The organism is Actinomyces sp. ZJ308, assembly GCF_011752065.1.
Lineage (GTDB): Bacteria > Actinomycetota > Actinomycetes > Actinomycetales > Actinomycetaceae > Actinomyces.
This window is the reverse complement of record NZ_JAAIJY010000009.1, coordinates 1-23,502: the sequence shown is the minus strand read 5'-3', so window position 1 is coordinate 23,502 and position 23,502 is coordinate 1. Positions and strand designations below refer to the sequence as shown.

Here is a 23,502-nt window from a genome sequence, read left to right as displayed (position 1 = left end):
TCGCAAGTGTGTCAGGAGATTTTCTGTGGATACTGAGGAACTGATTGAGGGGCTCCGGCTTCGTGGCGTCGTCCTGTGGGACAACGGCGACAGGCTGGGTTACCGGGCACCCAGGGGCGTGCTGGACGAACAGGATCTCGCTGCTCTCAAGAGCCGTAAGCACGAGATCCTGGAGTATCTGCAATCGGTGGGAGCCGTCCGGCACGACGCCGAGTCGCGGTACGAACCGTTCCCCATGACGGATATCCAGCGCGCCTACAACACCGGGAGGAACGCCGGATACGAGCTCGGGGGAACCGGTTGCCACAGCTATGTCGAGCTGCGTACTCCGCGTCTGGACCGTGCACGTCTGGAGACCGCCTGGCACGCCTTGATCCAACGGCATGACCTGCTGTCGGCGGTGGTGGTTCCACCGGACATGCTCCGGGTCGTCCCCTTCGAGGAGGGTCCCCTCCTCAGGGAGCATGACCTGCGCGGGCACGACCCGCAGTCCCCCGATGAGGACTACCTGAGCCTGCGTCGCGAGATGGAGGACAGGACCTACTCCCCGGGTCAGTGGCCGCTTCACGAGTTCCGCCTGCTCCAGTTCGATGAGTGCAGCATCGTGCAGTTCTCCGTCGACATGACGATCGCCGACTTCGTCAGCGTTCAGGTCATGGTGGATGAGCTCCTGGCTCTCTACGCCGGCAGGCCGCTCGCCCCTCTGCCCGAGGTGTCCTTCAGGGACATCGTCGTCTCCCGCACCTCCCGGCGTGCTTCCCCAGCCGGCAGGGGGGAGTACGACACCGCCAGGCAGTACTGGCTGGAGGCCATCGACTCCCTGCCGGGCAGGCCGTCCCTGCCGATCGAGCACGGCGCCGGCGAGGTCAGCGGTCCGGTCCGCTTCACCCGCCGCACCTGGAGGTGCTCGCCGGAGTCATGGGCCTTGTTGGTGGCCCGGGCGAAGAAGTACGCCGTGACGCCGTCGAGCGTCCTGCTGACCGTCTACACCGACGTCCTTCGGCGGTGGTCGACCTCACCGGACTTCTGCGTCAACGTGACGTCCATGAGCCGTGACGACCGCGTCACCGGGATCGAGCGCGTCGTCGGGGACTTCACGGACGTCACCGTCCACGCCAGCCGGGCGCACCCCGGACCATTCATCGACAGGGTCCGGACCACCCAGCACCAGGTGGCCGAAGACCTCTCTCACGCGGCCTTCCCCGGGATGGAGGTCCTGCGCGAGATGAGCAGGGCCAGGGGCGAGAGCGTCGTCGTCCCCGTGGTCTTCACCGGTGCGCTGGGAACCGGTCGGCGGCGCCAGGAGGACGGGGCGGCTCAGCTCGTCTACGGCGTCAGCCGCACACCGCAGGTATGGATCGACTGCCAGGCGCTGGAGGACGGCGGGACCTGCAACGTCAACTGGGACGTGCGAGAGGGCACCATCCCGCCGGCGATTCTCCAGGACATGTGGGAGAGCCTCACGCAGGCCCTTGACCGGCTGGCCGATGACGAGTCCGTCTGGCAGTCCGACGACGTCGTACGCCTCGGGAGCCGGATGCAGGCCGTGCGCGCCCGCATCCGGCGAACGGACACCGAGCGGCCCGCCACGACGCTGCACGCCGGCTTCTGGGAGCAGGTACAGGACCGTCCCGACGACGTCGCCCTGGTGCACGGTGGCAGGAGCTACACGTACCGACAGCTGGCGGGACACGTCCAGGCCCTGGACCCGTTGCTGTCCGGTGTCGGGGAAGGAGACAGGGTCGCCGTCGTCCTGGGCAAGAGCGTCTGGCAGGTGGCCGCCGTGCTCGCCGTCCTGTCCAGAGGGGCGACCTACGTCCCGATCGACCACGACCAGCCGGCCGCTCGCCAGGAACGGATGATCTCGGCCTGCCGCCCGCGGCTGATCATCACCGATGCAGGCCACCGCGCGGCGAACGGTGCGCCGGACGTCATCGATGTCGACGGTCTGCACCCCACCACCTGGACCGGTCCGCTCCCACCCCCCGTGCCGGCCGACGCGCCCGCCTACATCATCTTCACCTCCGGCAGCACCGGAACCCCCAAGGGCGTCGTCATGACGCACGCCGCCGCCATGAACACGATCGCCGACGTCAATGAGCGCTTCGGGCGCTCCCGCCCCAGGACCGTGCTCGGAGTCTCACGCCTCTCCTTCGACCTGTCCGTCTACGACATCTTCGGGACGCTCTCAAGCGCCGGGACCCTCGTCCTGCCGACAGAGGCCGAGGTCAGGGACCCGAGCTCGTGGATCGAGCTGATCCGCGCCGCCGGTGTGGACACCTGGAACTCCGTGCCCGCCCTGTTCGAGATGCTCCTCGAGGAACGTCGGGCCCAGCACCTGCCGCCCGACCTGAACCTGGAGCTCATCCTGCTGTCGGGCGACGTCATCCCCCGCACGTTGCCGGCGCGCGCCGTGCCGGTCTTCCCGCGCGCCGAGCTCATCAGCCTGGGAGGCGCCACCGAGGCGGGTATCTGGTCGATCTACCACGTGATGACCGATCACACCGGTGAGGAGAACATCCCCTACGGAGTGCCGCTGTCGCGTCAGGGGGTCTACGTGCTCGACGAGCTCCTGGGCGAGTGCCCCGACGGCGTCAAGGGCAGGATCCATATCTGTGGAGACAGCCTGGCGGTGGAGTACCTCAATGACCCACAGACCACGGAGCAGAAGTTCTTCGTCTCCGCCCGGCAGAACCGCCGTCTCTACGACACCGGCGACATCGGCAGCCACCGTTCCGACGGGGTCATCGAGTTCCACGGCAGGGCTGACAACCAGGTCAAGATCAACGGCTACCGGGTCGAGACGGGCGAGATCGAATCCGTTCTGCGCGGGCACCAGGACGTGGAGCAGGCCGTCGTCATCGCCGAGGGCGGCAACGGTCGCAAGACGCTGAGGGCCTTCGTGACCCCCGTCCGGAAGGAGGCCTCCTCGGCCGCCGAAGCGGCTCATGCGGCCTCAGGGGACTCCAGTCCACTGGTGGAGGCCCTCACCCGTCAGTGGGCCGTGAGCCCCTCTCCGGCCGGCCCTGACGCCGCAACCTACGCGGCATGGATTCAGGCCGCCAACGAGGCTTCCCTGGCCGCCCTGCTGGCGGCGTTCACCGAGGCGGGACTCTTCACTGAACCGGGTACCCACCATCAAGGTGGTGACGACGGCGATATCGTTGCCCGCCTCCATCCCGCTCCCGAGCTCAGGGGGCTGGTGGACCGCTGGCTGGACATCCTCGTCTTCGAGGGCGTCCTGCTGCGCGACGAACGTGGACTCGGCGTCACCCGGGACAGCCTTGAGCGCTATCGCATGAAGGACAGCTGGGACCGATTCGCCGCGCTCGATGGCCAGGTGGGCAACAGCCCCGAGTCATTCGACTATCAGCGTCACGCGGCGAGCACCCTGCTGAGCCAGCTGCGCGGCGAGGTGAATCCGATAGAGATACTGTTCCCCGGAGGCGGGACAGGCACAGCCCGTGCGATCTACGGGGGAAATCGTGCGAGCGTCTCGATCAACGCGGCGGTGTCTGATGCGCTGGTGAGCGCCGTCGAGGCGCGCGGGGACCGCCCAACCAGGATCCTCGAGGTCGGCGCCGGTGTGGGGGCCACGACTGAGCACATTCTTCCGCGACTCCCCGACACTGTCACCGAGTACAGGTTCACCGACATATCTGAATTCTTCCTGCGTCGCGCGAAAAAGACTTATCGTCAGTATGATTTCATGACCTACGGACTTTTCGATATCAACGCCGATTGCGGGCCTCAGGATGTCGAGGAGGGCTCCTACGACGTCATTGTGTGCGCCAACGTCCTGCACAACGCGATCAACATCGATGACGCCTTCGCCCGGTTGAACCGGCTGCGGAGTCCGGGCGGGATCATCGTCATGATGGAACCGGTGACCGAGCTGTACATAGCGCTGATCTCGATATTCATCAAACTGAGTCTGACTGAATTCACCGACGTTCGCGCCGGCGGCCACAAGGTGTTCATCACGGATGAGCAGTGGAGGGATGTCTTCGCCCGGGCGGGCCTGAAACGGATCGCCGAGTACCCGGCTGCAGGAGACCCCCTTCGCGAGTGCGGTCAACGGCTCCTTGTCGTCGGGGAGGGCGGTGCGCGCCCGATCGTCGAGGAGGAGCTGCTGGACTTCCTGCGTGACAATCTTCCCGGCTACATGGTCCCCGTCTCCGTCAAGGCCGTGGACGCCATGCCGCTGAGCCCTCAGGGGAAGATCGACAGGCGGGCGCTGGCCGGGACGCATTCCGCCGACCCCGCCCCCAGCACGTCCGCAACCATCGTACCCCGAGGCGAGCTGGAGGAGAGGATCGCCGCGGTGTGGCGTGACGTGCTCGACCTCGAGGAAGTCGGTCGGGATCAGGACTTCTACGCCCTGGGCGGGGACTCGCTCCTCATGGCCCAGACCGTCACGAGGATGCGCCAGGAGGTCGACGCCCTGAGCGGGCAGAGCTGGGACTTCATCATGCGGGAGATGCTCAAGCGCCCCACGGTGGCCGACATCGCCTCAGCGACCAGGGATGCCGCTCCTGCTCAGGGTGACGCACCCAGCGAGCCGGCCCGCAGCGAGCGCGTGCACGTCTACGCGATCCCTGACGGCAGCAAGCGGTGCCGAGCCGTGTTCCACACGGGAACCGGCCGGCTCAAGGACTACGAGCGCCTCGTGCCGGCCCTCATGGATCTGGACCCCCATACCGCCCACGTCGGGTTCACCGGAGCAGACTCGGACGAGTACCTGGACAGCCCCACGGACTCGCTCATGACCGAGCGGGCGCGGCTGTACGCCCAGGACCTCGTGGATCTCGACATGGACAGCTATGAGCTGGTCGGGTACTGCATCGGAGGATTCCTCGCCATCGAGACGGCCAAGATCCTCACCGAGCTGGGAAAGCACGTTGAAAGAGTCGTCACCATCAGCACCCACCTGTGCCCGCACCGCATCGCCAATGAGCTCCTGTGCGAGCTCGCCTACGGATGCATTCTCGAAATGGATCCCCGCAACATCGGAGCGTCCTTCAGCCTCAGTCAGCTGCACGACGCGCTCAGCCATATTCTCGACGGCGTCAACCGTGACATCGCCGACGACGAGCTCTGCGCCCTCGATGGGGACTACACCGCCATCGGTGCATTCTTCACCGATCTGTCGCGAATGTCCCCACGACGTCGTCGACGGCTCATCTACGAGGCCATCGAGGGAATCGATGCCGACTCCGACAGCGCCCGGACCATGCTGGAGATTCTGTACGACGTCTTCAGACACTCCCTGCGGGCGACAATCGGCTACGTCCCGGACGTGTATCTGGGCAAGGTCCTCGTCCTGGAGCCGGAGCACGGTGTGGAGGGCTTCTACCCCTCACTGGGAGGCGACGTCGACTGGCCCGGTACCGTCCTGGGGGAGCTGGAGACGGCAACCGTGAGCGGTTCGCACGCAACCTGTCTGCTCGAGGGCAACGTCGAGTCCATCGTCCGCTACTTCGACGCCAGGAGGTGACGGGCGGTGACCAGAGTCGGACACGTCATCTACAAGGCCGATGATCTTGCGCAGGCCGTCTCGCGTTTCCGACAGGAGGGCTTCGATGTCGAGTACGGACAGGCGAGGAGTCCCAGGAACGCGGTGATCTACTTCTCCACGGGACCGTACCTGGAGATCATCTCCGGTGTGCGCATGCCCCGTCTTGCCCGCGCGTACCTCAGGATGCTCGGTCACCACCGCATGGTGGCGGACTCGGACTCCGTTGCGCAGCAGCGCGAGGGATACAGCCGAATCGTCTTGGAGGTGGAACGGGAGGAGTTCACCGGGCTGGCGAGCATCTGCCGCGATCACGGTCTGAGAACGCTCACCCCGACGATCTCCCGAAAGGATGTGCACGGCCGACGGCTGTCGTGCCTCTGCCTCGTGCCGGACGACTGGAGCGTGCCGATGTTCGTCACGCCATTCGCCGTCGACACGCACCGAGACTCGGCCCACCCCAACGGGATCACGCGGATCGAGCGGATCGTCTTCGAGGGGAGCGCCGCCGCCGTGGACATCTGCCGCCGATCCGGGGCCGAGGACCGCCTCAGCTACCGCCTCGGCGCAGGAGACATCTCGGTGAGGTTCGCGTGATGGGAGGACGGATGGCACGCGACCGGGTTCTCGCCGAGTACGAGTCGGAGGGCTACCTCGCCAGGAAGACCCTTGACGAGGAGCTGCGCGAGGTGTGCCTGCGCCGGCCGGGCGCGCGGGCCGTCGTCGCCGCGGACGCCACGCTCACCTACGGCCAGCTCGACCGGGCCATCGAGGCCTATGGGCGGGGCTTCTCGGCCAGGGGACTGGCGAAGGGCGATCAGGTGCTGATGCAGCTGCCCAACAGCGCGGCCTACGTGGTGACGCTGTTCGCGCTCATGCGCATCGGCGTCGTGCCCACGCTGCTGCTGCCCTCGCACCGTCGCAGCGAGGTGGCCTCGCTGGCCCACGAGCTCCATCCCGTCGCCTACATCGGTGGACGGGACCAGCTCGGTTTCGACTGCGTCGAGATGGTGGAGCAGATGGGTCCCGGGCCCCTGGGAATCGGGATGATCTACGCCGACTCCGGGCCCGAGCGCCACGACGACGTACCTCGGTACCGTCTGCCCGACCCACTGCAGTGCGAGTCCGCTGACTGCGCTCAGTCCGCCGGGGACACGACGCCCCCGTCGAACCCTCCGCACTACCGGGACGTGGCGCTCAACCTGCTCTCCGGCGGCACCACGAACAACCCGAAGATCATCCCGCGAGTGCATGAGGCCTATGCCTACAACGCGAGGGCCGCCGCACGGCGATGCGGCGTCGGCCCCCACAGCGTCTATATGGCGGTGCTCTCCACCTCGCACGACTTCCCGCTGGCCAACCCCGGCATCCTGGGAACCCTCCTTCACGGTGGAACAGTCGTCATGTGCCACACCGCGGCATTCGACGAGGCCTTCGCCGCCGTGGAGGCCAACGCAGTAACCATGACGGCCATCGTTCCGGCGATTGCCGAGGTATGGAACGAGGCGTGGGACTGGTACCCGGCCGATACCTCCTCCCTGCGACAGATCCTTGTGGGCGCGGCCAGGTTCGACGAGTCTGTGGGGCAGGAGATCATCGCGAAGACGGGCGTGACGATCCAGCAGGGCTACGGGCTGGGTGAGGGCATCACGACATTCACGTCGCTCGATGACCCCTTACCGGTGGCACTGAACACGCAGGGAACACCGATCTCCTCGGGGGACGAGCTGCGGATCGTCGACCCGCAGGGGCACTGCCTCCCCGCGGGAGCCGCCGGCGAGATCATCGAGAAGGGCCCCTACACCTTCCTGGGCTACCAGGGCTCGCACGCCTCGGACGACTGCTTCACCGAGGACGGCTTCTTCAGGACCGGTGACTGGGGATACCTCGATGAGAAGGGCAACCTCGTCATCTGCGGGCGCGTCGTCGAACAGATCAACCGGCTGGGGGAGAACGTCTCGCCCCAGGAGGTCGAGCAGCTGCTGGAGCAGCTCGAGGAGATCCGGGAGGCGGTCGTCTTCGGCGTACCGGATGCGGAGCTGGGGGAGAGGACGGTGGCGGCAGTCGTGACCGACACGGTCGGCCTCGAGCGCAGGACCGTCCTGGAGAGGCTCCTCCAGCGGGGAGTCGCCCGCTACAAGGCGCCCGACGAGGTGGTCGTCGTCGAGTCGATTCCCCGAACCAATATCGGTAAGGCCGACAAGAAGGCCCTTCGCGAGCTGATCTCGACGCGCTGCGCCGATCACACAGACTGAGAAAGGACAGAGCAGGTGCTCACCAAGGACGAGATCCGTGAACAGCTTCTGACGGCGCTCTCGACGATCATCGGCCCCGAGGCCGTGCTGAAGGACACCGACAACCTCCTGGCGCTGGGGCTGGAGTCCCTGCCGACCATGCGTCTGCTCGCAGGGTGGATCAAGCGGGGATACCGTGTGTCCTTCGGCTCCTTCATGCGCCGCCCGACCGTTGCTCAGTGGGCCGACATGCTCTTCGACGCCGCTCCCACTTCCCCCGCCGATCCCAATGATCCCAGCGCTCCCTCATCGACCGGTGCGCTGTCAGAACCGTCGGGCGCTCGGACCGACCCGGCATCGCAGGATGCGCCCACCCGGGGCCGAGACGCCGAGCCATTCGATATGACGGACGTCCAGTACGCCTACTGGATCGGCCGCGGCCGGCGCCAGCAGCTGGGCGGCGTCGGTTGCCACGGGTACGTCGAGATCAAGGCCGGGTCCCTCGACGTCTCGCGGCTGGAGGCCAGCTGGGAGACGGTACTCCGGGCCCACCCCATGCTCCGGGCCTGCTACACCAGCGACGGCAAGCAGTACGTGCTCCCGGAGCCCCGAGAGGCCGCGGTCACCGTCCACGACCTGAGCGGTCTGGACGAGCCGGCCAGGCAGGCAGCGCTCCTGGAGCTGCGCGACAACCTGTCCCACCGACTGCTGGACATCGACAACGGCCAGGTGTGCTGCCTCCAGGTGAGTCTCCTGGAACAGGGCAGGGCGATCATCCACTTCGACATCGACCTCCTCGTCTGCGACGTGCAGAGCTTCCAGATCATCCTGCGCGACCTCGCCCACCACTACCTCACCGGTGAGCCTCCCCGCGTCGATCCCGCCTGGAGCTTCGCGGCCTACATCGAGGACAGGGCTCGCAGTGACGCCGACGACGTCGAGCACGACCGGCGCTACTGGCGCTCGCGACTGCAGGAGCTCACCGGCGCCCCCCGGCTCCCCATGCGCCAGAGCCCCGAGATGGTGGTCGACCCTCGATTCACCCGCCGTCGGCACACCTTCGACCGGCAGTCCTGGCAGGACCTGCGGACCCTGTGCGAGAACCACGCGACGACACCGGCGATGGTCCTGCTGACGGCCTACGCGCGCACGATCGCCGCATGGAGCGAGGACAGGAGGTTCCTCATCAGCGTCCCACTGTTCAACCGGGACTCCGATCCTGCGATCGAGAACGTCGTAGCCGACTTCACCACGCTCACCCTCACCCAGGTCGATCACTCCCGACGGCGTCGTTTCGCGGACGACCTGCGCGCCATCCAGGACTCCTTCTACGAGGACGTCTCCCACTCGGCATACTCCGCGGTCAAGGTGCTGCGCGACCTGCGCACGCAGCGAGGGGAGCAGGTCCTCGCACCCGTGGTGTTCTCGTGCAACCTCGGCAGTCCCCTGGTCGACGAGGAGTTCGTCGAGGCCTTCGGCGAGATCGGGTACATGATCTCCCAGACCCCGCAGGTCTGGATCGACATGCAGGTCTTCAACACCATCGACGGATTCACCCTCATCTGGGACGCCGTCGAGCAGATCTTCCCCACCGGACTGCTCGACGAGATGTTCGACCGCCTCGTTCGCGAGGTCGAGCGGGTCATCTCCGCCGGCCTGGACCTGACCGACGCCGTCGAGAGCCGATCCGTGGCCGAGCGTCGCCGAGCGCTCGCCGACGTCGCCCAGTGGCGCCCGCCGCGAACGACGCTGGTTGAACGCGTCTTCAGCACGGCGGCGCGTCTGCCCGACGCCCCCGCCATCAGCACCTGTGACGGTCAGGTGACAACGTACCGGGACCTGGCTGATCGTGCGCGAGCAGTCGCCCGGTCCCTGATGGTCGCTGGAGCGGGCCCAGGAGACCTGGCAGCGGTGGCGCTGCCCAGAGGACCGCAGCAGATCATCGCCGCACTCGGCGTCATGACGGCCGGCATGGCCTACGTCCCGATCAGCCCGAACCAGCCTCGGCAACGGGTCGCCTCCATCCTGGCCTCCCCTCGGGTGCGCTTCGTCCTGACGGACGGGGCCTCGCCCGAGCAGTGGAGGCGGGCAGGCGTCGTCGCCATCCCCGTCGATGAGGCCCTGAGGTGTCGTGCGGAGATCGGCCTTCCCGATGTGAGGCCGCAGGACTCCGCCTACGTCATCTACACATCAGGAACGACGGGTGCGCCCAAGGGCGTTGAGATCAGCCACGGGGCCGTCTGGAACACGATCGAGGCGGTGAGCAGGAGAATCGGACTGGGCCCCGGGGACGCGGTCCTGGGCGTGTCGGCCTTCGACTTCGACCTGTCGGTCTACGACGCCTTCGGCGTCCTCTCGGCCGGCGGGACACTGGTGACGATTCCCGAGCGGGCACGCCGTGACGCCGACTTCTGGCTGAAGGCCGTGCAGTCGCACCGCATCACCGTGTGGAACTCGGTCCCCACCCTGTTCGAGATGCTCCTGGCCAGCGCCGGCGCGGACCCGCTCGCACTGGCCGGCCTGCGCCATGTCCTGCTGTCCGGGGACTGGATCGACCTCACCGTGCCCGCACGCATGAAGACGCTCGCCCCCGGCTGCCGCCTGCTGGCCATGGGAGGGGCGACGGAGGCCGCCATCTGGTCCAACGCCCTCGACGTCGAAGACGTTCCCGACGACTGGGCCTCCATCCCCTACGGGCGCGCACTGGATCGGCAGATGTACCGGGTGGTCGACGACGCCGGACGGGACTGCCCGGACTACGTCGTCGGAGAGCTGTGGATCGGCGGACTCGGCGTGGCCGAGGGATACGTTGACGACCCCCGGCTCACTGCGGAGAAGTTCGTCGCCCACGAGGGCGCCCGCTGGTACCGCACCGGTGACCTGGGACGGTTCTGGAACGACGGCACCCTGGAGTTCCTCGGCCGCTCCGATACCCAGGTCAAGCTGCGCGGTCACCGCATCGAGCTCGGTGAGATCGAGGCGGCCTGCGAGACCCTGCTCGGAGCGCAACGCGCCGTATGCATCCTCCACGGGGGACCGGCCTCGCAGCGCCTGGTGGCCTTCGTGCAGATCGGACCGGAGCCGGCCCCCCAGCGCGTCCGGCCCGAGCCGGTACAGGTGGAGGCCGCAGACGTGCTGGCGCCCCTGCTCCTCGACGAGACGACGCGTCAGGCCGTCGCGCGTGACGAGGCGCTCCAGGACGCGTACGCCCTGGAGACCATGCGGCAGTGGCTGCGCCGCCTCGCCGATCGCCGCGCGGCCACCGGGCCGGACGATGCGCCCAGCCGGCTCGACGTGCTGAGCAGACGATGGGAGCAGTGGCTCGCCCAGGACACGGGGACGGCTGTGCCTCCGACCGCGGCCGAGCTGGCTGATCTGGAGCGCTTCACCGCTGCCTTCTACCGGGCATTCATCGACGGCGTCGACGACGAGGCACCGCCCTCGGCAGCCGAGCTCGTCCAGTCCTCCGACTTCGTGCCCGTCGAGGAGTTCGTGTCCGATCGGCCCGTGGGCCGCCTCGCGCACCGGGCGATACGGGACCTTCTCCGCGAGATCAGCATCAAGTCCGCGGGAGGGCTGCGGATACTCGAGATCGGTGCCCGACGGCTGAGCCAGACCGAGGACTACCGCCGGGCGGCCGAGCCCCGTGCATACGTCATCGCGGACTACTCCCGCTACTACCTGGACAGGGTGGAGCAGTTCGCAGCCGGGCGCTTCGAGCAGATGCTGCTCCACCACCAGGACGGACCCGTCAGCGGCGCCGCAGCCTCCTCCCGCGCCCATCAGGTCGACGTGGTGATCTGCAACCAGACCCTTCACCAGTCCACCGACATCGATGCGACCCTTCGGCAGGTGCGGGAGCTGCTCGCCCCCCAGGGGCTGCTGATACTCGTCGAACCGACGGCGTCCTCACCACTGGCCGACATCACTGCGGCCTTCCTCAGCCCGGAGTACCGAGACGCCCGTCGAGGCAGTGGAGACATGCTGCTCACGGCGGAGGGCTGGGACACGGCCCTCGACCGCGCGGGCTACACCCGGATCTCGAAGGTTCCTCTGACCGACTCCCTCGTGCTGGTGGTCGCCTCCAGGAACGGCGAGGACCCGGCGACCCCCCTGCCCCGGCAGGACTACGAGCAGGCCATCGCCTCCCTGTCCACCCGGTTACCGGACTACATGCTTCCCAGGACGATCATGAGACTCTCCCGTCTCCCGCTGACCCCCAACGGCAAGGTGGACAGGAAGGCGCTCGCGGACCTGGTACGGCCGGAGCCGTCGGGCGACGACCGGAGTACTCCGACGGCGCCGGTGACGGAGACCGAGAGCGGCCTGATCGACATCTGGAACGCCCTGCTGGAGGCGGATGCGAGGACCGACAGCGACTACTTCCGCCTCGGTGGCGACTCGTTGACGGCTACCAGGCTCAGACGCCGGATCGAGGAGCGCTTCGAGATCGAGTTCAGCCTGGACACCGTCTTCGAGGTGCCGGTGCTCGGCGACATGGCCGCCCGGATCGATGAGCTGGCGGCCCAGGCCCGCCCCAGGAGCGAGCTGCCGCCGATCGTGCACGGTGAGGACCAGTACGCGCCCTTCCCCCTCACCGACGTGCAGCAGTCCTACCTCATCGGAGGGTCGGGAGCCATCGAGCTGGGTGAGGTCTCGAGCCACTGCTACCTCGAGATGGACGCGCCCGTCCTCGATCCGGAGCGGCTGGAGGACTCCTGGAACGCCCTCATCCATCGGCACCCCATGCTGCGCGCCGTCGTCTGCGACGACGGCCTGACCCAGCGCTTCCTGCGTGAGGTACCGCGTTACCGGATAGCCGAGGTCCCGCAGGAGGGCCTGACCGGGGTGAGAGGCGAGATGTCGCGTCAACGGTTCGATCCCCGACGCTGGCCGTGCTTCGACGTGCGGTACGCGAAGGTGGGGAGCACAGCCGTACGGCTCTTCCTGAGCTTCGACAACACCTTCATCGACGGCTGGAGCATGTTCCAGGTGCTGAGTGAGTGGAAGGAGCTGTACGAGCAGGCGGGCAGCCGGTCCACCGCGGCCGCGCCTCCGGCCTACTCCTTCAAGGACTACGTGGAGGCGGCACTGCGCCTCAGGGACAGCGACGTCTACCGTCGGGACCTGCAGTACTGGGAGCAGCTGCTGGAGCAGATCCACCCGGCGCCGCAGCTGCCCGTTCTGCCCGGAGGGGCCGCCTCGGAGTTCGTCAGGCACCATGCACTCATCGAGGCCCCCGTCTGGCGGGCCGCCCAGGAGCGGATGCGCGCCGAAGGCCTGACGGAGGCTGCGTTCCTGGCCGAGGTCTATGCCGAGATGCTCGCCCTCTACAGCCAGAGCCCGGCGCTCAGCATCAACCTGACGCAGTTCGACCGAGTCCGGTTCGCGCCCGAGGTCGACTCCATCGTGGGGGACTTCACGAACCTGTCGATTCTGAGCGTGGACACCCGCAGCGCACGGTCCTTCCGTGACCGCGCCCGCGCCCTGCAACAGCGGATGTGGGGCGGTCTCGAGCACGGCCATGTCTCCGGTGTCACGGTCGAACGCATGCTCAACCGGCAGCGCAGGTCCCGGATCACCATGCCCGTCGTCTTCACCTGTGGCCTGGGCGTCGTCGAGCACTCCCCGCAGGAGGACGGCCCGTACCTGGGGACCATCGGTTACGGCCTGTCCCAGACACCTCAGGTGTGGATGGACCTGCAGGTCTATGACGACGACGGGGGGCTCGTCCTCAACCTCGACGCCGTCGAAGGGCTCTTCCCCGACGCGATGGTGGCCGAGATGTTCCAATCGCTGACCCAGGCCGTGCGCACGCTGGCGACCACGCCCTCCACCTGGGGTGATGCGGAGGATGAGAGGGTGACGGTCTGCCCGACCTTCAACGCTGAGGCGATCGCCGAGCTCAACGCCACCGAGGTTCTGGAGGACGACGGCCTCGATCAGCGGTGCACGGACCCGGCTCTGCTCGGCCTGTTCCTTAACAGCCTGCGGGCCGACGGTGATCGTCCAGCGGTCATCGATCCCCGACGCACGGTGACATATGCCGAGCTGGACGCGGAATCCGATGAGTGGGCCCGACTCATCGCCGCCACGACTCCAGCGGATGGTGTCGTCGCGATACTCATGGAGAAGTCGGCCTATCAGGTCAGCGCCGTCCTCGGTGTCCTCAAGGCGGGCTGCACCTATCTTCCTCTGAGCACTTCTCAGCCACCTGCGCGCAACAGCAGGATCATCGCCGATGCCGGAGCGCGCATCGTCCTGTCTGATGATGACCGTGTGCCGGAGGACATCGCTCGGCGGTGCCGCGTCATCACCGTTACCGACGTGCGCGGCGGCGGCCGTGCGGGCACGGACCTCGAGGAGAAGAGCGAGGCAGGCGCCGCAGATCCTTTCGGCGTCGTGGCCTCCGGGCCCCGGGCCTGCGACTGCGAGGGCCCGGCCTACATCATCTACACCTCAGGAACCACAGGGACGCCCAAGGGCGTGGCTATCGCCCACCGATCCGCGGTCAACACCATTCGAGACGTCAACCGCCGGCTAGCAGCAGGACCTCGCGACCGGATCCTCGCCCTGTCCCAGCTGAACTTCGATCTGTCCGTCTACGACATCTTCGGCATGCTCGCCTGCGGCGGAGCGATCATCATGCCCTCCCCGGAGGAACAGCGCGAGCCGTCGCACTGGTGGGATCTGGTGCAGCGTCATCGCGTCACGCTGTGGAACTCGGTTCCCTCACTCTTCACGATGTACACCAGCCACCTGACGGATAACGGGTTCACCGACACCTCCACCCGGGCGGCGCTTCTGAGCGGAGACTGGATTCCGGTCGACGTCGCGCTGCGTATCGAACGGTGCTTCCGGGACTGCCGCGCCTACGGACTCGGCGGCGCGACCGAGGCGTCGATCTGGTCCAACTGGTACGAGATCGACGCTGAGGACGCAGGACGTCCGAGCATTCCCTATGGCCGGCCGTTGGCGAACCAGAGGATGTATGTCCTGAGCTCCTCCCTGGAGAACCGACCGGACCTGGTGCCCGGTGATCTCTATATCGCCGGCCGCGGACTGGCTCTGGGGTACTGGAACGACCCGGAGAGGACCGAGCAGTCATTCATCCGGCATCCCGTCACCGGTGAGCGGCTCTACCGCACGGGTGACCATGCCATGTATGGTCGCGATGGGAACATCGTCTTCCTCGGGCGGAGCGATGGCCAGATCAAAGTCAACGGCTACCGAATAGAGCTGGGCGAGATCGAGTCCGTCGCCCGATCCACTCCGGGAGTCCGAGACTGCGTCGCCACCGCGGCGCACGGTATCAGCCTGTACGCCGTGGTGGACGACGACCTCGGGGAGTCCTCAATAAGGCACCATCTGGAGGAGCATCTACCGGACTATATGCTGCCGCGTAGAATCATCGTGCGCAGCGAGATTCCACGAACCTGGAACGGGAAGATCGACAGGGACCGTCTCGACTCGGAGAGGACCGAGCAGCACCGGGCTCCGGCGGAACCGCGTCATGAAAGAGACCGACGGCTCATAGTGATCTGGATGAAGGTCTTGAACACAGAAGGGATCGGAATCGACGATGACTTCTTCCAGCTCGGAGGTGATTCTCTCGCCGCCGTTCATCTTGTCAACTCGGTCAAGCGGGAGATGTCGGTGGAGATATCCATACAAGACGTCTTCACGGCCCCGACGATTCGTTCTCTGGCGGAGCGCATTGAGAAGAGCGTGGGGGGAGACGTGGATGAAGGAGAACTATAGGTGAGTCCCACGGGCGGCCTCATCGAAAGGGGTGGTGACACGTAAGCGGTTGATGTTGAGGTCTCACGCCGGCAAGACCGGCATGAGCCTGTCGGTGAGACATGAAGAAGTACAGTCAGTAGCTACTGAAGCGGAGATGAAATGGAAAACAAGGTGGACGACCGCAGTCAGGCGTCGAGGTATCAAAAACTCAATATTACGGACTTCATGACGATAGGTATCTTCTTCGTCATCATCACGCTGGTAGGAACCGTTGTGGCGTTCGTGGGGATCACTCCAGTGACGTTCGTGATGGTCAGTCCCCTCCAGGGCCTGGTTCTCGGCATCCCCACCATGCTGTTCTACTCCAAGGTCAAAAAGCCTGGGATGCTACTGATCACGGCGATACTCTCAGGTGCATTCAGTCTTCTCATGGCGCTCGGTCCGTACCACTTGATCGTTGGCGTGCTACTGGCTGTGGTTGCCGAGCTCGTCCTGTGGTCCGGTCAGTACAAGAGCGTGCGGAACAGCATCATCGCATATATGCTCACCTCAATTGCCATCACAGCCAACTACATTCCGCTCTTCTTCGCCACACGAAGCTACATCCTGAATAGCGATATGGCGGGAAAATACAGTGAGGGGATGGCCAGGGGGATGACCGAGATCGGCGAACGAGGCTTTGTGATGTACGCCGTCATCGTCGGTGCGACTGCCGTGACGTCCCTTCTCGGTGGCATCCTCGGGAAAAAAGTGTTCGACAAGCACTTCCGGCGCGCGGGAATCGTGTGATGCGTGCGGCGTCCCCGGGGCGGGGTGGACTCACCGGTGGGCTGGTCCTGGATCCGCGGACGAAGCTTCTCGTCGTCGTGGTCGTCTCCTGGGTACTCCTGTCCACCTCCGGTGGCGAGTCCGGGTCCGTCATGGTGGTGAGATGGCTTCTTATCGCCCTGCCCTTCCTCCTGCTCGTCCTCTCGAGGATCTATGGACTGGCCCTGCGCTATGCGATAACGTACGCAGCTCTTGCCGGCCTGCCTCTGCTCATATGGAGGGTCATACCTGCGAGCAATGCCCTGATCGATATCACTCTTACCTGGCTGGGGGCGTTATCCATCATTGTTCCAGGTATGACTTGCGGGCTTTACGCATTGCGCACCACGACCGCTAGCGAGTTTCTTGTGGCGATGCAACGTATTCACTGCCCGGACGCGCTCACCATCCCCACCGCCATCATCTTCCGCTTCTTCCCGACCGTGGGGGAGGAGTACCGAGACATCAAGACCGCCATGCGTATGCGAGGCGTCGGAGGCATCCGGCAACCGATCAGGATGCTGGAGTACCGGCTTGTTCCGCTGATGGTCTCGGTGGTCAGCATCGGCAACGAGCTGTCGCGGTCCGCGGTCACAAGGGCGCTGGGGGCCAAGCGGAAGAGAACCAGCGTCTGTGAGATCAAGTTCCGGATCATTGACGGTGCAGTAATAGTGTTGCTTGTGGCCTGTGCCTGGATCGTACTTATCGGAAAGGTGTGGTAATGCATGCTTGAGCTGAAGAACGTGACGATGGCATATGGTGAGAATGATGGACCTCCGGTGCTTGATGACATCAGCCTGCGTGTTGAGCGGGGTGAAGTCGTCCTGCTTTGCGGAGAGTCCGGCTGCGGCAAAACGAGCATACTGTGGATGATTAACGGGGTGGCGCGCTACTTCTTCCAGGCCCAGGTGTCCGGTGATGTTCTGCTGAACGGTGAGAGCATCGCCCATCAGGAGGCGAGCGACATCGCCCAGACGGTTGGCTCGGTGTTCCAGAACCCGAAGTCTCAGTTCTTCACACTTGACGTGAGAAGTGAGCTCGCATTCGGCTGCGAGAACCTCGGGATCCAACCTGAGGAGATTATGAGGCGCCTGGCGGACGTTGAGCGTGACTTCGGTATGGGGCACCTGGTGGAAAGGAGTCTCATTCAGCTCTCCGGGGGTGAGAAGCAGAAAATTGCTTGCGCATCCGTAGCGGCGATGGAGCCTCAAGTTCTCCTGCTCGATGAGCCGTCCGCCAATCTCGACGTCGGTGCCATCGAGGAGCTGAGGCGGACTGTATCGACCTGGAAGGAGCAAGGGAAAACTATACTGATCGCCGAGCATCGTCTCTACTATCTTGCCGACGTCGTCGATCGGGTGATCTATCTGAAGGACGGACGCATCGCTGCCGAGCTCACGGGGGAGGAGTTCCGGTCGCTCGGGGACGACTACCTGCATGATCTGGGGCTCAGGTCCATTCGTCCAGTCCCGGAGGCGATGGATGCGCGCGGCTCGAGTGACAGGGAGCTGCTTCTGGAGTCTTTCAGCTTCCGCTACCGGGGGATGTCTCGCCCGGCCCTGAGTATTGAGCGCCTGACGCTGCCCGAGGGACGAGTCATCGGTGTTGTCGGTAAGAACGGGGCTGGTAAGACGACCTTTGTCCGGTCACTGGCGGGACTTGACTCCAAGGCCAAAGGGGTTCTCCGTCACGGGGAGCGCTCCTACAGCAGACCGAAAGAGCGCCTGAGGCATGTGTACCTCGTCATGCAGGACGTCAATCACCAGCTCTTCGGGGAGAGCATCGACAGTGATCTGGTCATTGACTCGGAGAGCTTTCTTAGCGATCGAGAGTCTGAGATCACTGAGGTCCTGACGTCGCTGAACCTGGTGGACAAACGGGATCGGCATCCGATGTCACTGTCCGGCGGCGAGCGTCAGCGGGTCGCCATAGCAGGTGCCCTGGTATGCGGCAGAGAGATCCTCGTTTTCGATGAGCCTACCAGTGGGCTGGACTACAGGCATATGAAACAGGTGGCCAGGGAGCTCGGCGACCTCACTCAGCAGGGTAGACCGTTTTCGTTGTCACCCATGATGTCGAGCTCCTCGCGGAGTGCTGCGACTTCCTTCTGTTCATCGAGCGGGGGGAGGTCGGGATCGCGAAGCACTGCGACACCGACGTGCTCCGTGAAATCATGGGACTCCTGAAGGAGGGGAACTGAAGGGGCTCCTCTGTGAATGGGGTCGAGGCGCCCAGGCCGTGACGTGGCCGGCTTGATTCACGGCTGATCTTCTAGCGTGTCATATTGTGTCATGGTCCGTCATCGGCGAACCGTCTCATATGTCAGGAACTATCTGGCGCTGCTGGTAAGAGTCGGTTAAGGTGAACTTCGTTCATACTTAACTCTATGATCCTACGGCTTCGTGGATGACGAGGTGGATGACGAGTTCCTCGTTGACGGCCGCGTCGTGGAGGGAGAGCACTCATGTCCCAGCTACGGACAGCAGAACATGATCAGGCAGCACTGCGTGTGTGTGACCTGTGCAAGACGTTCGGACGAGGCAACAAGGCGACGGATGTGCTCAAGGGGCTCACGTTCGAGGTTCCGCGAGGGCATGTCGTGTCTCTGCTCGGCGCTAACGGCGCCGGTAAGACGACACTGGTGAACATAGCCTCCACGCTCATGCTCCCGACCTCGGGTGAGATCTCCGTGTGCGGTGCGGATGTGGTGGCGGACCCTTCGGCGGTGAGACGCTGCATCTCCCTGACGGGGCAGTTCGCCGCGGTGGACGGGGAGCTGACCGGCCGGGAGAACCTGGTGTTCTTCGGTCGCCTGCACGGACTGAGCGCGGCCGGGGCCCGTGAACGCGCTGACGAGCTCTTGGAGACCTTTCGGCTGGCCGACGTCGGTGATCGACGAGTAGCGAACTACTCGGGCGGAATGCGTCGCCGTCTTGACATCGCCGCCTCGTTGATCGTCGAGCCCTCCCTGCTCTTCCTCGATGAGCCGACGACCGGCCTGGACCCGTTGTCCCGCCACGAACTGTGGGACGTGATCGACGGCCTGCGCGATCGCGGGGTGTCGGTGCTGCTGACCACTCAGTACCTCGATGAGGCCGAGAGGCTCTCAGACGACATCGTGGTGCTGCGCGAGGGACGGGTGGTCTCCCAGGGCACTGCCAGCGAGCTCCGCCGGCGTTTCGGCGCACCGATGTGCCGGCTGGGCTTCGATGAGGCCGATACGGCCAGACGGTGCGCCGAGTCCCTTCTTCCGGAGGTGCTCGATCGTCCAGCCGGTGACTTCCAGGTCGATGCCATGGAGGTCCTGTTCACCTCGCACGACGGGATTCACGATCTGTCCCGAGGGGCGGAGGGACTGGCGGCCCTCGGGATCGACGTGGTGTCAGCCTCGCTCAGCCCTCCGTCCCTCGATGAGGTCTTCATGGGCACGGCCTTCGAAGCCGTCACGGAGGACTGAGGCATGAGCCGCTCCTCGACGCCGGAGGCCGAGGCCCTGCCGAGCAATCTCACCGCGTTATGGGGCGCCACCTGGCGCAACTCGGTGCGTTTATCGCGAAACTCGGCCTCATTGGTCTCGGCGCTGGTGATCCCCGGCATGTTCATGCTGGCGTTCTGGGCCGTTTTCGGTCACGCCGCCAACCGCTCCGGATTCGACTACGCCCTGTTCCTCATGGCGGCATCCATGTTCCAGGCGGCGATGTTCGCCGCCGGAGGATCGGCGATGGCGCTGGCCGTTGACGTGGAGTCCGGACTCCTGGGACGGATGCGGGCGATGCCGATTCACGCCATGGTGGTCATCGGTGGCCGCATGCTCGCGGACCTGGTGCGTTCGATCGTCTCGTTGTGCGCTGTGATCGGAGTGGGGCTCGTGTGCGGTGCAAGACCGGCGAGCTGGGCGAGGCTCGGCCTGACCTTCCTCGTGGCGTTGGTGATGGGAGAGGTGCTGGTACTGGTTTTCCTGGGCATCGCCCTGCGCTCAAGACATCCGGTCCAGACGGCGGGACTCATACAGGCTCTGGAGATGCCGCTGCTCATGCTGTCAACGGCGTTCATTCCGCTGAGCACGCTGCCGGACTGGCTCGAGCCGATCATCGCCCATATGCCCTTCTCTCCGATGATCGATACCAACCGTGCCCTGCTGACGGGCGTCTCTCCCGGTGGCTCCGGCTGGGAGACGCTGGCATGGCTGGCCGGTGGACTCATCCTGGGCTCATGGTGGGTGTCTCGAGAGTTTCGGAGGCAGAATGACTGACACCGAGGAGCTGCGCGTCAGCTGGCTGCGGGCTGTCGAGGTGCACGCAGGCAGACTGCTGACGCGCTGGATGCGATCACCGGCCGCAATCGTCTATACCGTGGGCGTGCCGGTAGCCATGGTCGCCATCATCAGGTTGATGTTCTCCGGGATGGTCCAGCAGTTCAGCGGGACACCGATGGACATGACCGATGTCGCCGTCATGGTCGCGGTATCCCAGGCCTTCACCGGAGGGCTGTCCGCGGCGGGCGCGATCGTTCAGGAACGCCATGAGGGACTGCCTCAGCGCCTGGCCACCTTGCCGGGGCCCCGTGGCACAGCAATTTCCGGACGCATTCTCGCCGAGTCGATACGCGCTTTCGCCTCGATGCTGGTGGCCTTGGCCGTCGGGGCACTGTGCGGTGCGTCCTTCGGAGGGGTAATGCACCTCCTGGGGGTCATTGCAAGCCTGACTGTTGTTGCCTTGGCCGCTGGTGCTTTTGGAGTCATGCTCGGCTACGTCGTGGAGACCCCGCAAGGCGCTTTCAGCTTCACTCCTCTTGTCATGGCCTTCACGGTCTTCAATACAGCCATGATGCCGCGGGACATGTACGCCGCTGCGCTTCGTCCTTTTGTCGACGTCTCCCCGGTCACGGCGGTCTCGCGTCTTGTCGACGCCATCGTCGTTGAGCGGGTCCAAGCATGGCATATTCTGGTTTTTATATCCTGGTTCATCGGACTGCTCCTGCTCAGTGTGCTGGTCCTCAGTCGTAGGATGAACGGTCTGCAGCGCTAGGGCGGCCACCGGGATTCTTGACGGTGAAATGAATAGAGGAGAAGGAAATGGGATTCGATATGAAGTCGTTTCCATTCTTTATGGAGTCCACCGGTGATCGCTTGCTGTTCTGCTTCCACCATGCTGGAGGGAGCGCTTCGGTGTATCGTCATTGGGTGGCGCGTGATCCTCGGGTCGACGTGGTTCCGGTTGAGCTTCCGGGTAAGGCCACTCGAATGAGTGAGCAGTGGATTGATGATTTCTCACTTCTGGCTGGAAACCTGGCTGATGATATTCGTCGACTAGCGCGCGGTGCTCCGGTGGTGCTCTATGGGCACAGCATGGGGGCGGCCCTGGCATATCAGTGCGCCGCCCATCTTCAGGAGATCCACCGCCATGTTCCACTAGCTGTCGTCGTCGCCGCGCGCCAGGCTCCCGGGGAGGTGATCGAGGGGGAGTACCGCAGCTGCATGGGGCTGGCCGCGCTGCGCGAGGAGCTGGTGAGAGCTGGTGGCACTCCTCCCGACATCCTTGCGGACGACGCGCTCATGGAGGCCCTGCTCCCCGGCGTGCGCCGCGACTACGCGCTGCATGAGTCCTTCCGTCACACTTCGACGGTTCTGACGTGCCCCATCCTCGCTCTTGCTGGTTCTGAGGATCTGACAGTGGCGCCGCAGATGATGGAGCAGTGGTCTCGGTTCACCTCCTCCTCCTTCATGCTCAAGATTGTTCCCGGAGGTCATTTTTTTCCTGTGGACTGCGGACCCCGCTTTCTTGAGGTGCTGGTGGATGGTGTCGATCAGATTGTTTCAGGAGATGAGTGAAACTCTTTCCTGGAGCCTGTGAAAGAGTGATGGGCACACTATTTTTTCGAGGTCGTGCTCACCTGGTGATTTCGAGGGTGCTGTATCTGTGGGACGAATGGTTGTTGCTTACGGTGAGGCGCTAGGGCAATGGCGCTCCGCTGACGGGTGCACGGAGGCTCGCTGGTGGGCTGTGAGTCCTGCTGGAGTGCCTCTCAGTGCGTGGTTCTCAGAATCGGAATCCGATCGTATCGCGCAGTTGAGGCGGATGGAGGATCGTCGCAGTCATTTCTTGGCCCACTGTCTTGCCAAGACTATGCTGGCGGACCATGTTGGGGGAATCGATGGCCCGTGCTCTGTTATCAGTCATGAGTCGTCGGGTCGTCCCGTGACTGCGTGCGGAATTGAGCTGAGTATTTCTCATTCGGTGTCGAGCGTTGCGGTCGCGGTGGCTCGTTCCGGGGGCGTGGGCGTAGATGTTGAGGATCTGTCCAGAGCCGAGGATATGGCGGCGGTCCGCGATATTCTGTGCAGTCATAATGAGTTGAGAATCATTCGTGAAGAAGGCTGCGATGAGATCGACCTGCTGCGGCTGTGGGTGGCCAAGGAGGCCTTGGTCAAGATCGGTGCGGCTACTCTGGACGGGTTTCGTCGAGTGGACCTGTCGATGCTGTTGTTGAGCCATGCGGACGGCACTCAGGCGACCGGGTGCCGGTGGGGCGTGTCCTGCGGAGACGTTGATCTGACTGTCTGGAGGGACAGTCGGTGCGTCGGCGCTGTGGCGCGCACCGTACGAAGGATCGCTCGCGAGCGTCAACGACTGAGCGGGTGCGGGGCTGATGAGGTGGACGCGATCGCTTGATGGGCGCCAGAGGCGTTGAGCAGCCGGCCGCTTCCCTTCGTGCCGGAGACTGAATATTAAAACGTATGCGCCGATGTCGAGACGGCTGTCACCAAAGGATCTGACACCGATACACCTAAACCGTGGAAAATCTCACTGATAGCCCGATTATGCCCGTGATCTGCTAGATTTAGAGACGTGCTTATTGCGCTGCTGCGTAGGTGTCTGCGCCCGTATGTGGGTTTGTTGGTGTGTGTTCTGGTGCTTCAGTTTGTTCAGGTGATGGCGTCGTTGTATCTGCCGACTCTTAATGCGGATGTTATTGATAGGGGTGTGGCTGCTGGGGATGCCGGTTATATCTGGCGTATGGGTGGGTTGATGCTGGTGGTGAGTGCTGGTCAGGGTGTGTGTGCGGTGGTGGCGACGTATCTGGCGGCGCGGGCGGCGATGAGCATGGGCCGTGACCTGCGCGGGGAGGTCTTCGGGCGGGTCAGTGGTTTCTGTGAGCGGGAGATCACTGAGTTCGGGGCGGGCTCGCTCATCACCCGCAACA

At 64.9% G+C, this 23,502-nt stretch carries 13 protein-coding genes; all 13 read left to right on the top strand.

The annotated features are described in order from the left end of the window. The first annotated feature begins 25 nt into the window (after positions 1 to 25). Positions 26 to 5,497 carry a non-ribosomal peptide synthetase gene (locus HCR68_RS05695; protein ID WP_167147385.1) on the top strand — a complete coding sequence of 1,824 codons (5,472 nt, stop codon included), beginning with the start codon at positions 26 to 28 and terminating at the stop codon, positions 5,495 to 5,497. Positions 5,498 to 5,503: 6 nt separating this feature from the next. Further along, positions 5,504 to 6,112 (top strand): VOC family protein, encoded by a 609-nt coding sequence (locus HCR68_RS05690; protein WP_167147382.1) that lies wholly within the window; start codon positions 5,504 to 5,506, stop codon positions 6,110 to 6,112. Positions 6,113 to 6,123: 11 nt separating this feature from the next. Next, a complete protein-coding gene (locus tag HCR68_RS05685) occupies positions 6,124 to 7,770 on the top strand; it encodes an AMP-binding protein (protein ID WP_243858956.1) in 1,647 nt (548 codons plus the stop codon). A 15-nt stretch (positions 7,771 to 7,785) separates the two neighbouring features. Next, a complete protein-coding gene (locus tag HCR68_RS05680; protein WP_167147376.1) occupies positions 7,786 to 15,510 on the top strand; it encodes a non-ribosomal peptide synthetase in 7,725 nt (2,574 codons plus the stop codon). Positions 15,511 to 15,651: 141 nt separating this feature from the next. Further along, the gene (locus tag HCR68_RS05675) at positions 15,652 to 16,281 is read left to right on the top strand and encodes an MptD family putative ECF transporter S component (protein WP_167147373.1); all 630 of its coding nucleotides are present in this window, start codon (positions 15,652 to 15,654) and stop codon (positions 16,279 to 16,281) included. Next, positions 16,281 to 17,021, top strand: a complete 741-nt coding sequence (locus HCR68_RS05670; protein WP_167147371.1) for an energy-coupling factor transporter transmembrane component T — start codon at positions 16,281 to 16,283, stop codon at positions 17,019 to 17,021. Before HCR68_RS05675 ends, HCR68_RS05670 begins: the two co-directional genes overlap by 1 nt. Positions 17,022 to 17,024: 3 nt before the next feature. Next, the gene (locus tag HCR68_RS05665; RefSeq protein ID WP_243858955.1) at positions 17,025 to 18,485 is read left to right on the top strand and encodes an ABC transporter ATP-binding protein; all 1,461 of its coding nucleotides are present in this window, start codon (positions 17,025 to 17,027) and stop codon (positions 18,483 to 18,485) included. A 278-nt stretch (positions 18,486 to 18,763) separates the two neighbouring features. Further along, a complete protein-coding gene (locus HCR68_RS05660; RefSeq protein WP_167147368.1) occupies positions 18,764 to 19,756 on the top strand; it encodes an ATP-binding cassette domain-containing protein in 993 nt (330 codons plus the stop codon). A 3-nt stretch (positions 19,757 to 19,759) separates the two neighbouring features. Next, positions 19,760 to 20,551, top strand: coding sequence for an ABC transporter permease (locus tag HCR68_RS05655; protein WP_167147365.1), 792 nt, complete (start codon positions 19,760 to 19,762; stop codon positions 20,549 to 20,551). After that, complete coding sequence (locus HCR68_RS05650) at positions 20,544 to 21,326, top strand: ABC transporter permease (protein WP_167147362.1); 783 nt, start codon at positions 20,544 to 20,546, stop codon at positions 21,324 to 21,326. The genes HCR68_RS05655 and HCR68_RS05650 overlap by 8 nt, the downstream gene beginning before the upstream one ends. Before the next feature lie 47 nt (positions 21,327 to 21,373). Further along, positions 21,374 to 22,129 (top strand): alpha/beta fold hydrolase, encoded by a 756-nt coding sequence (locus tag HCR68_RS05645; RefSeq protein WP_167147359.1) that lies wholly within the window; start codon positions 21,374 to 21,376, stop codon positions 22,127 to 22,129. A gap of 247 nt (positions 22,130 to 22,376) precedes the next feature. Then, positions 22,377 to 22,970 (top strand): 4'-phosphopantetheinyl transferase superfamily protein, encoded by a 594-nt coding sequence (locus tag HCR68_RS05640; protein ID WP_167147356.1) that lies wholly within the window; start codon positions 22,377 to 22,379, stop codon positions 22,968 to 22,970. Between the two features lie 177 nt (positions 22,971 to 23,147). Next, the coding region (locus HCR68_RS05635; RefSeq protein ID WP_167147353.1) for an ABC transporter ATP-binding protein at positions 23,148 to 23,502 on the top strand (355 nt) is incomplete at its 3' end.

Bases quoted from the DNA above. Each gene is read 5' to 3' on its own strand.
- HCR68_RS05640 (WP_167147356.1), top strand. From the start codon at position 22,377: ATGGAGGATCGTCGCAGTCATTTCTTGGCCCACTGTCTTGCCAAGACT.
- HCR68_RS05675 (WP_167147373.1), top strand. From the start codon at position 15,652: ATGGAAAACAAGGTGGACGACCGCAGTCAGGCGTCGAGGTATCAAAAA.
- HCR68_RS05685 (WP_243858956.1), top strand. From the start codon at position 6,124: ATGGCACGCGACCGGGTTCTCGCCGAGTACGAGTCGGAGGGCTACCTC.
- HCR68_RS05665 (WP_243858955.1), top strand. From the start codon at position 17,025: ATGCTTGAGCTGAAGAACGTGACGATGGCATATGGTGAGAATGATGGA.
- HCR68_RS05660 (WP_167147368.1), top strand. From the start codon at position 18,764: ATGTCCCAGCTACGGACAGCAGAACATGATCAGGCAGCACTGCGTGTG.
- HCR68_RS05645 (WP_167147359.1), top strand. From the start codon at position 21,374: ATGGGATTCGATATGAAGTCGTTTCCATTCTTTATGGAGTCCACCGGT.
- HCR68_RS05655 (WP_167147365.1), top strand. From the start codon at position 19,760: ATGAGCCGCTCCTCGACGCCGGAGGCCGAGGCCCTGCCGAGCAATCTC.
- HCR68_RS05670 (WP_167147371.1), top strand. From the start codon at position 16,281: ATGCGTGCGGCGTCCCCGGGGCGGGGTGGACTCACCGGTGGGCTGGTC.
- HCR68_RS05650 (WP_167147362.1), top strand. From the start codon at position 20,544: ATGACTGACACCGAGGAGCTGCGCGTCAGCTGGCTGCGGGCTGTCGAG.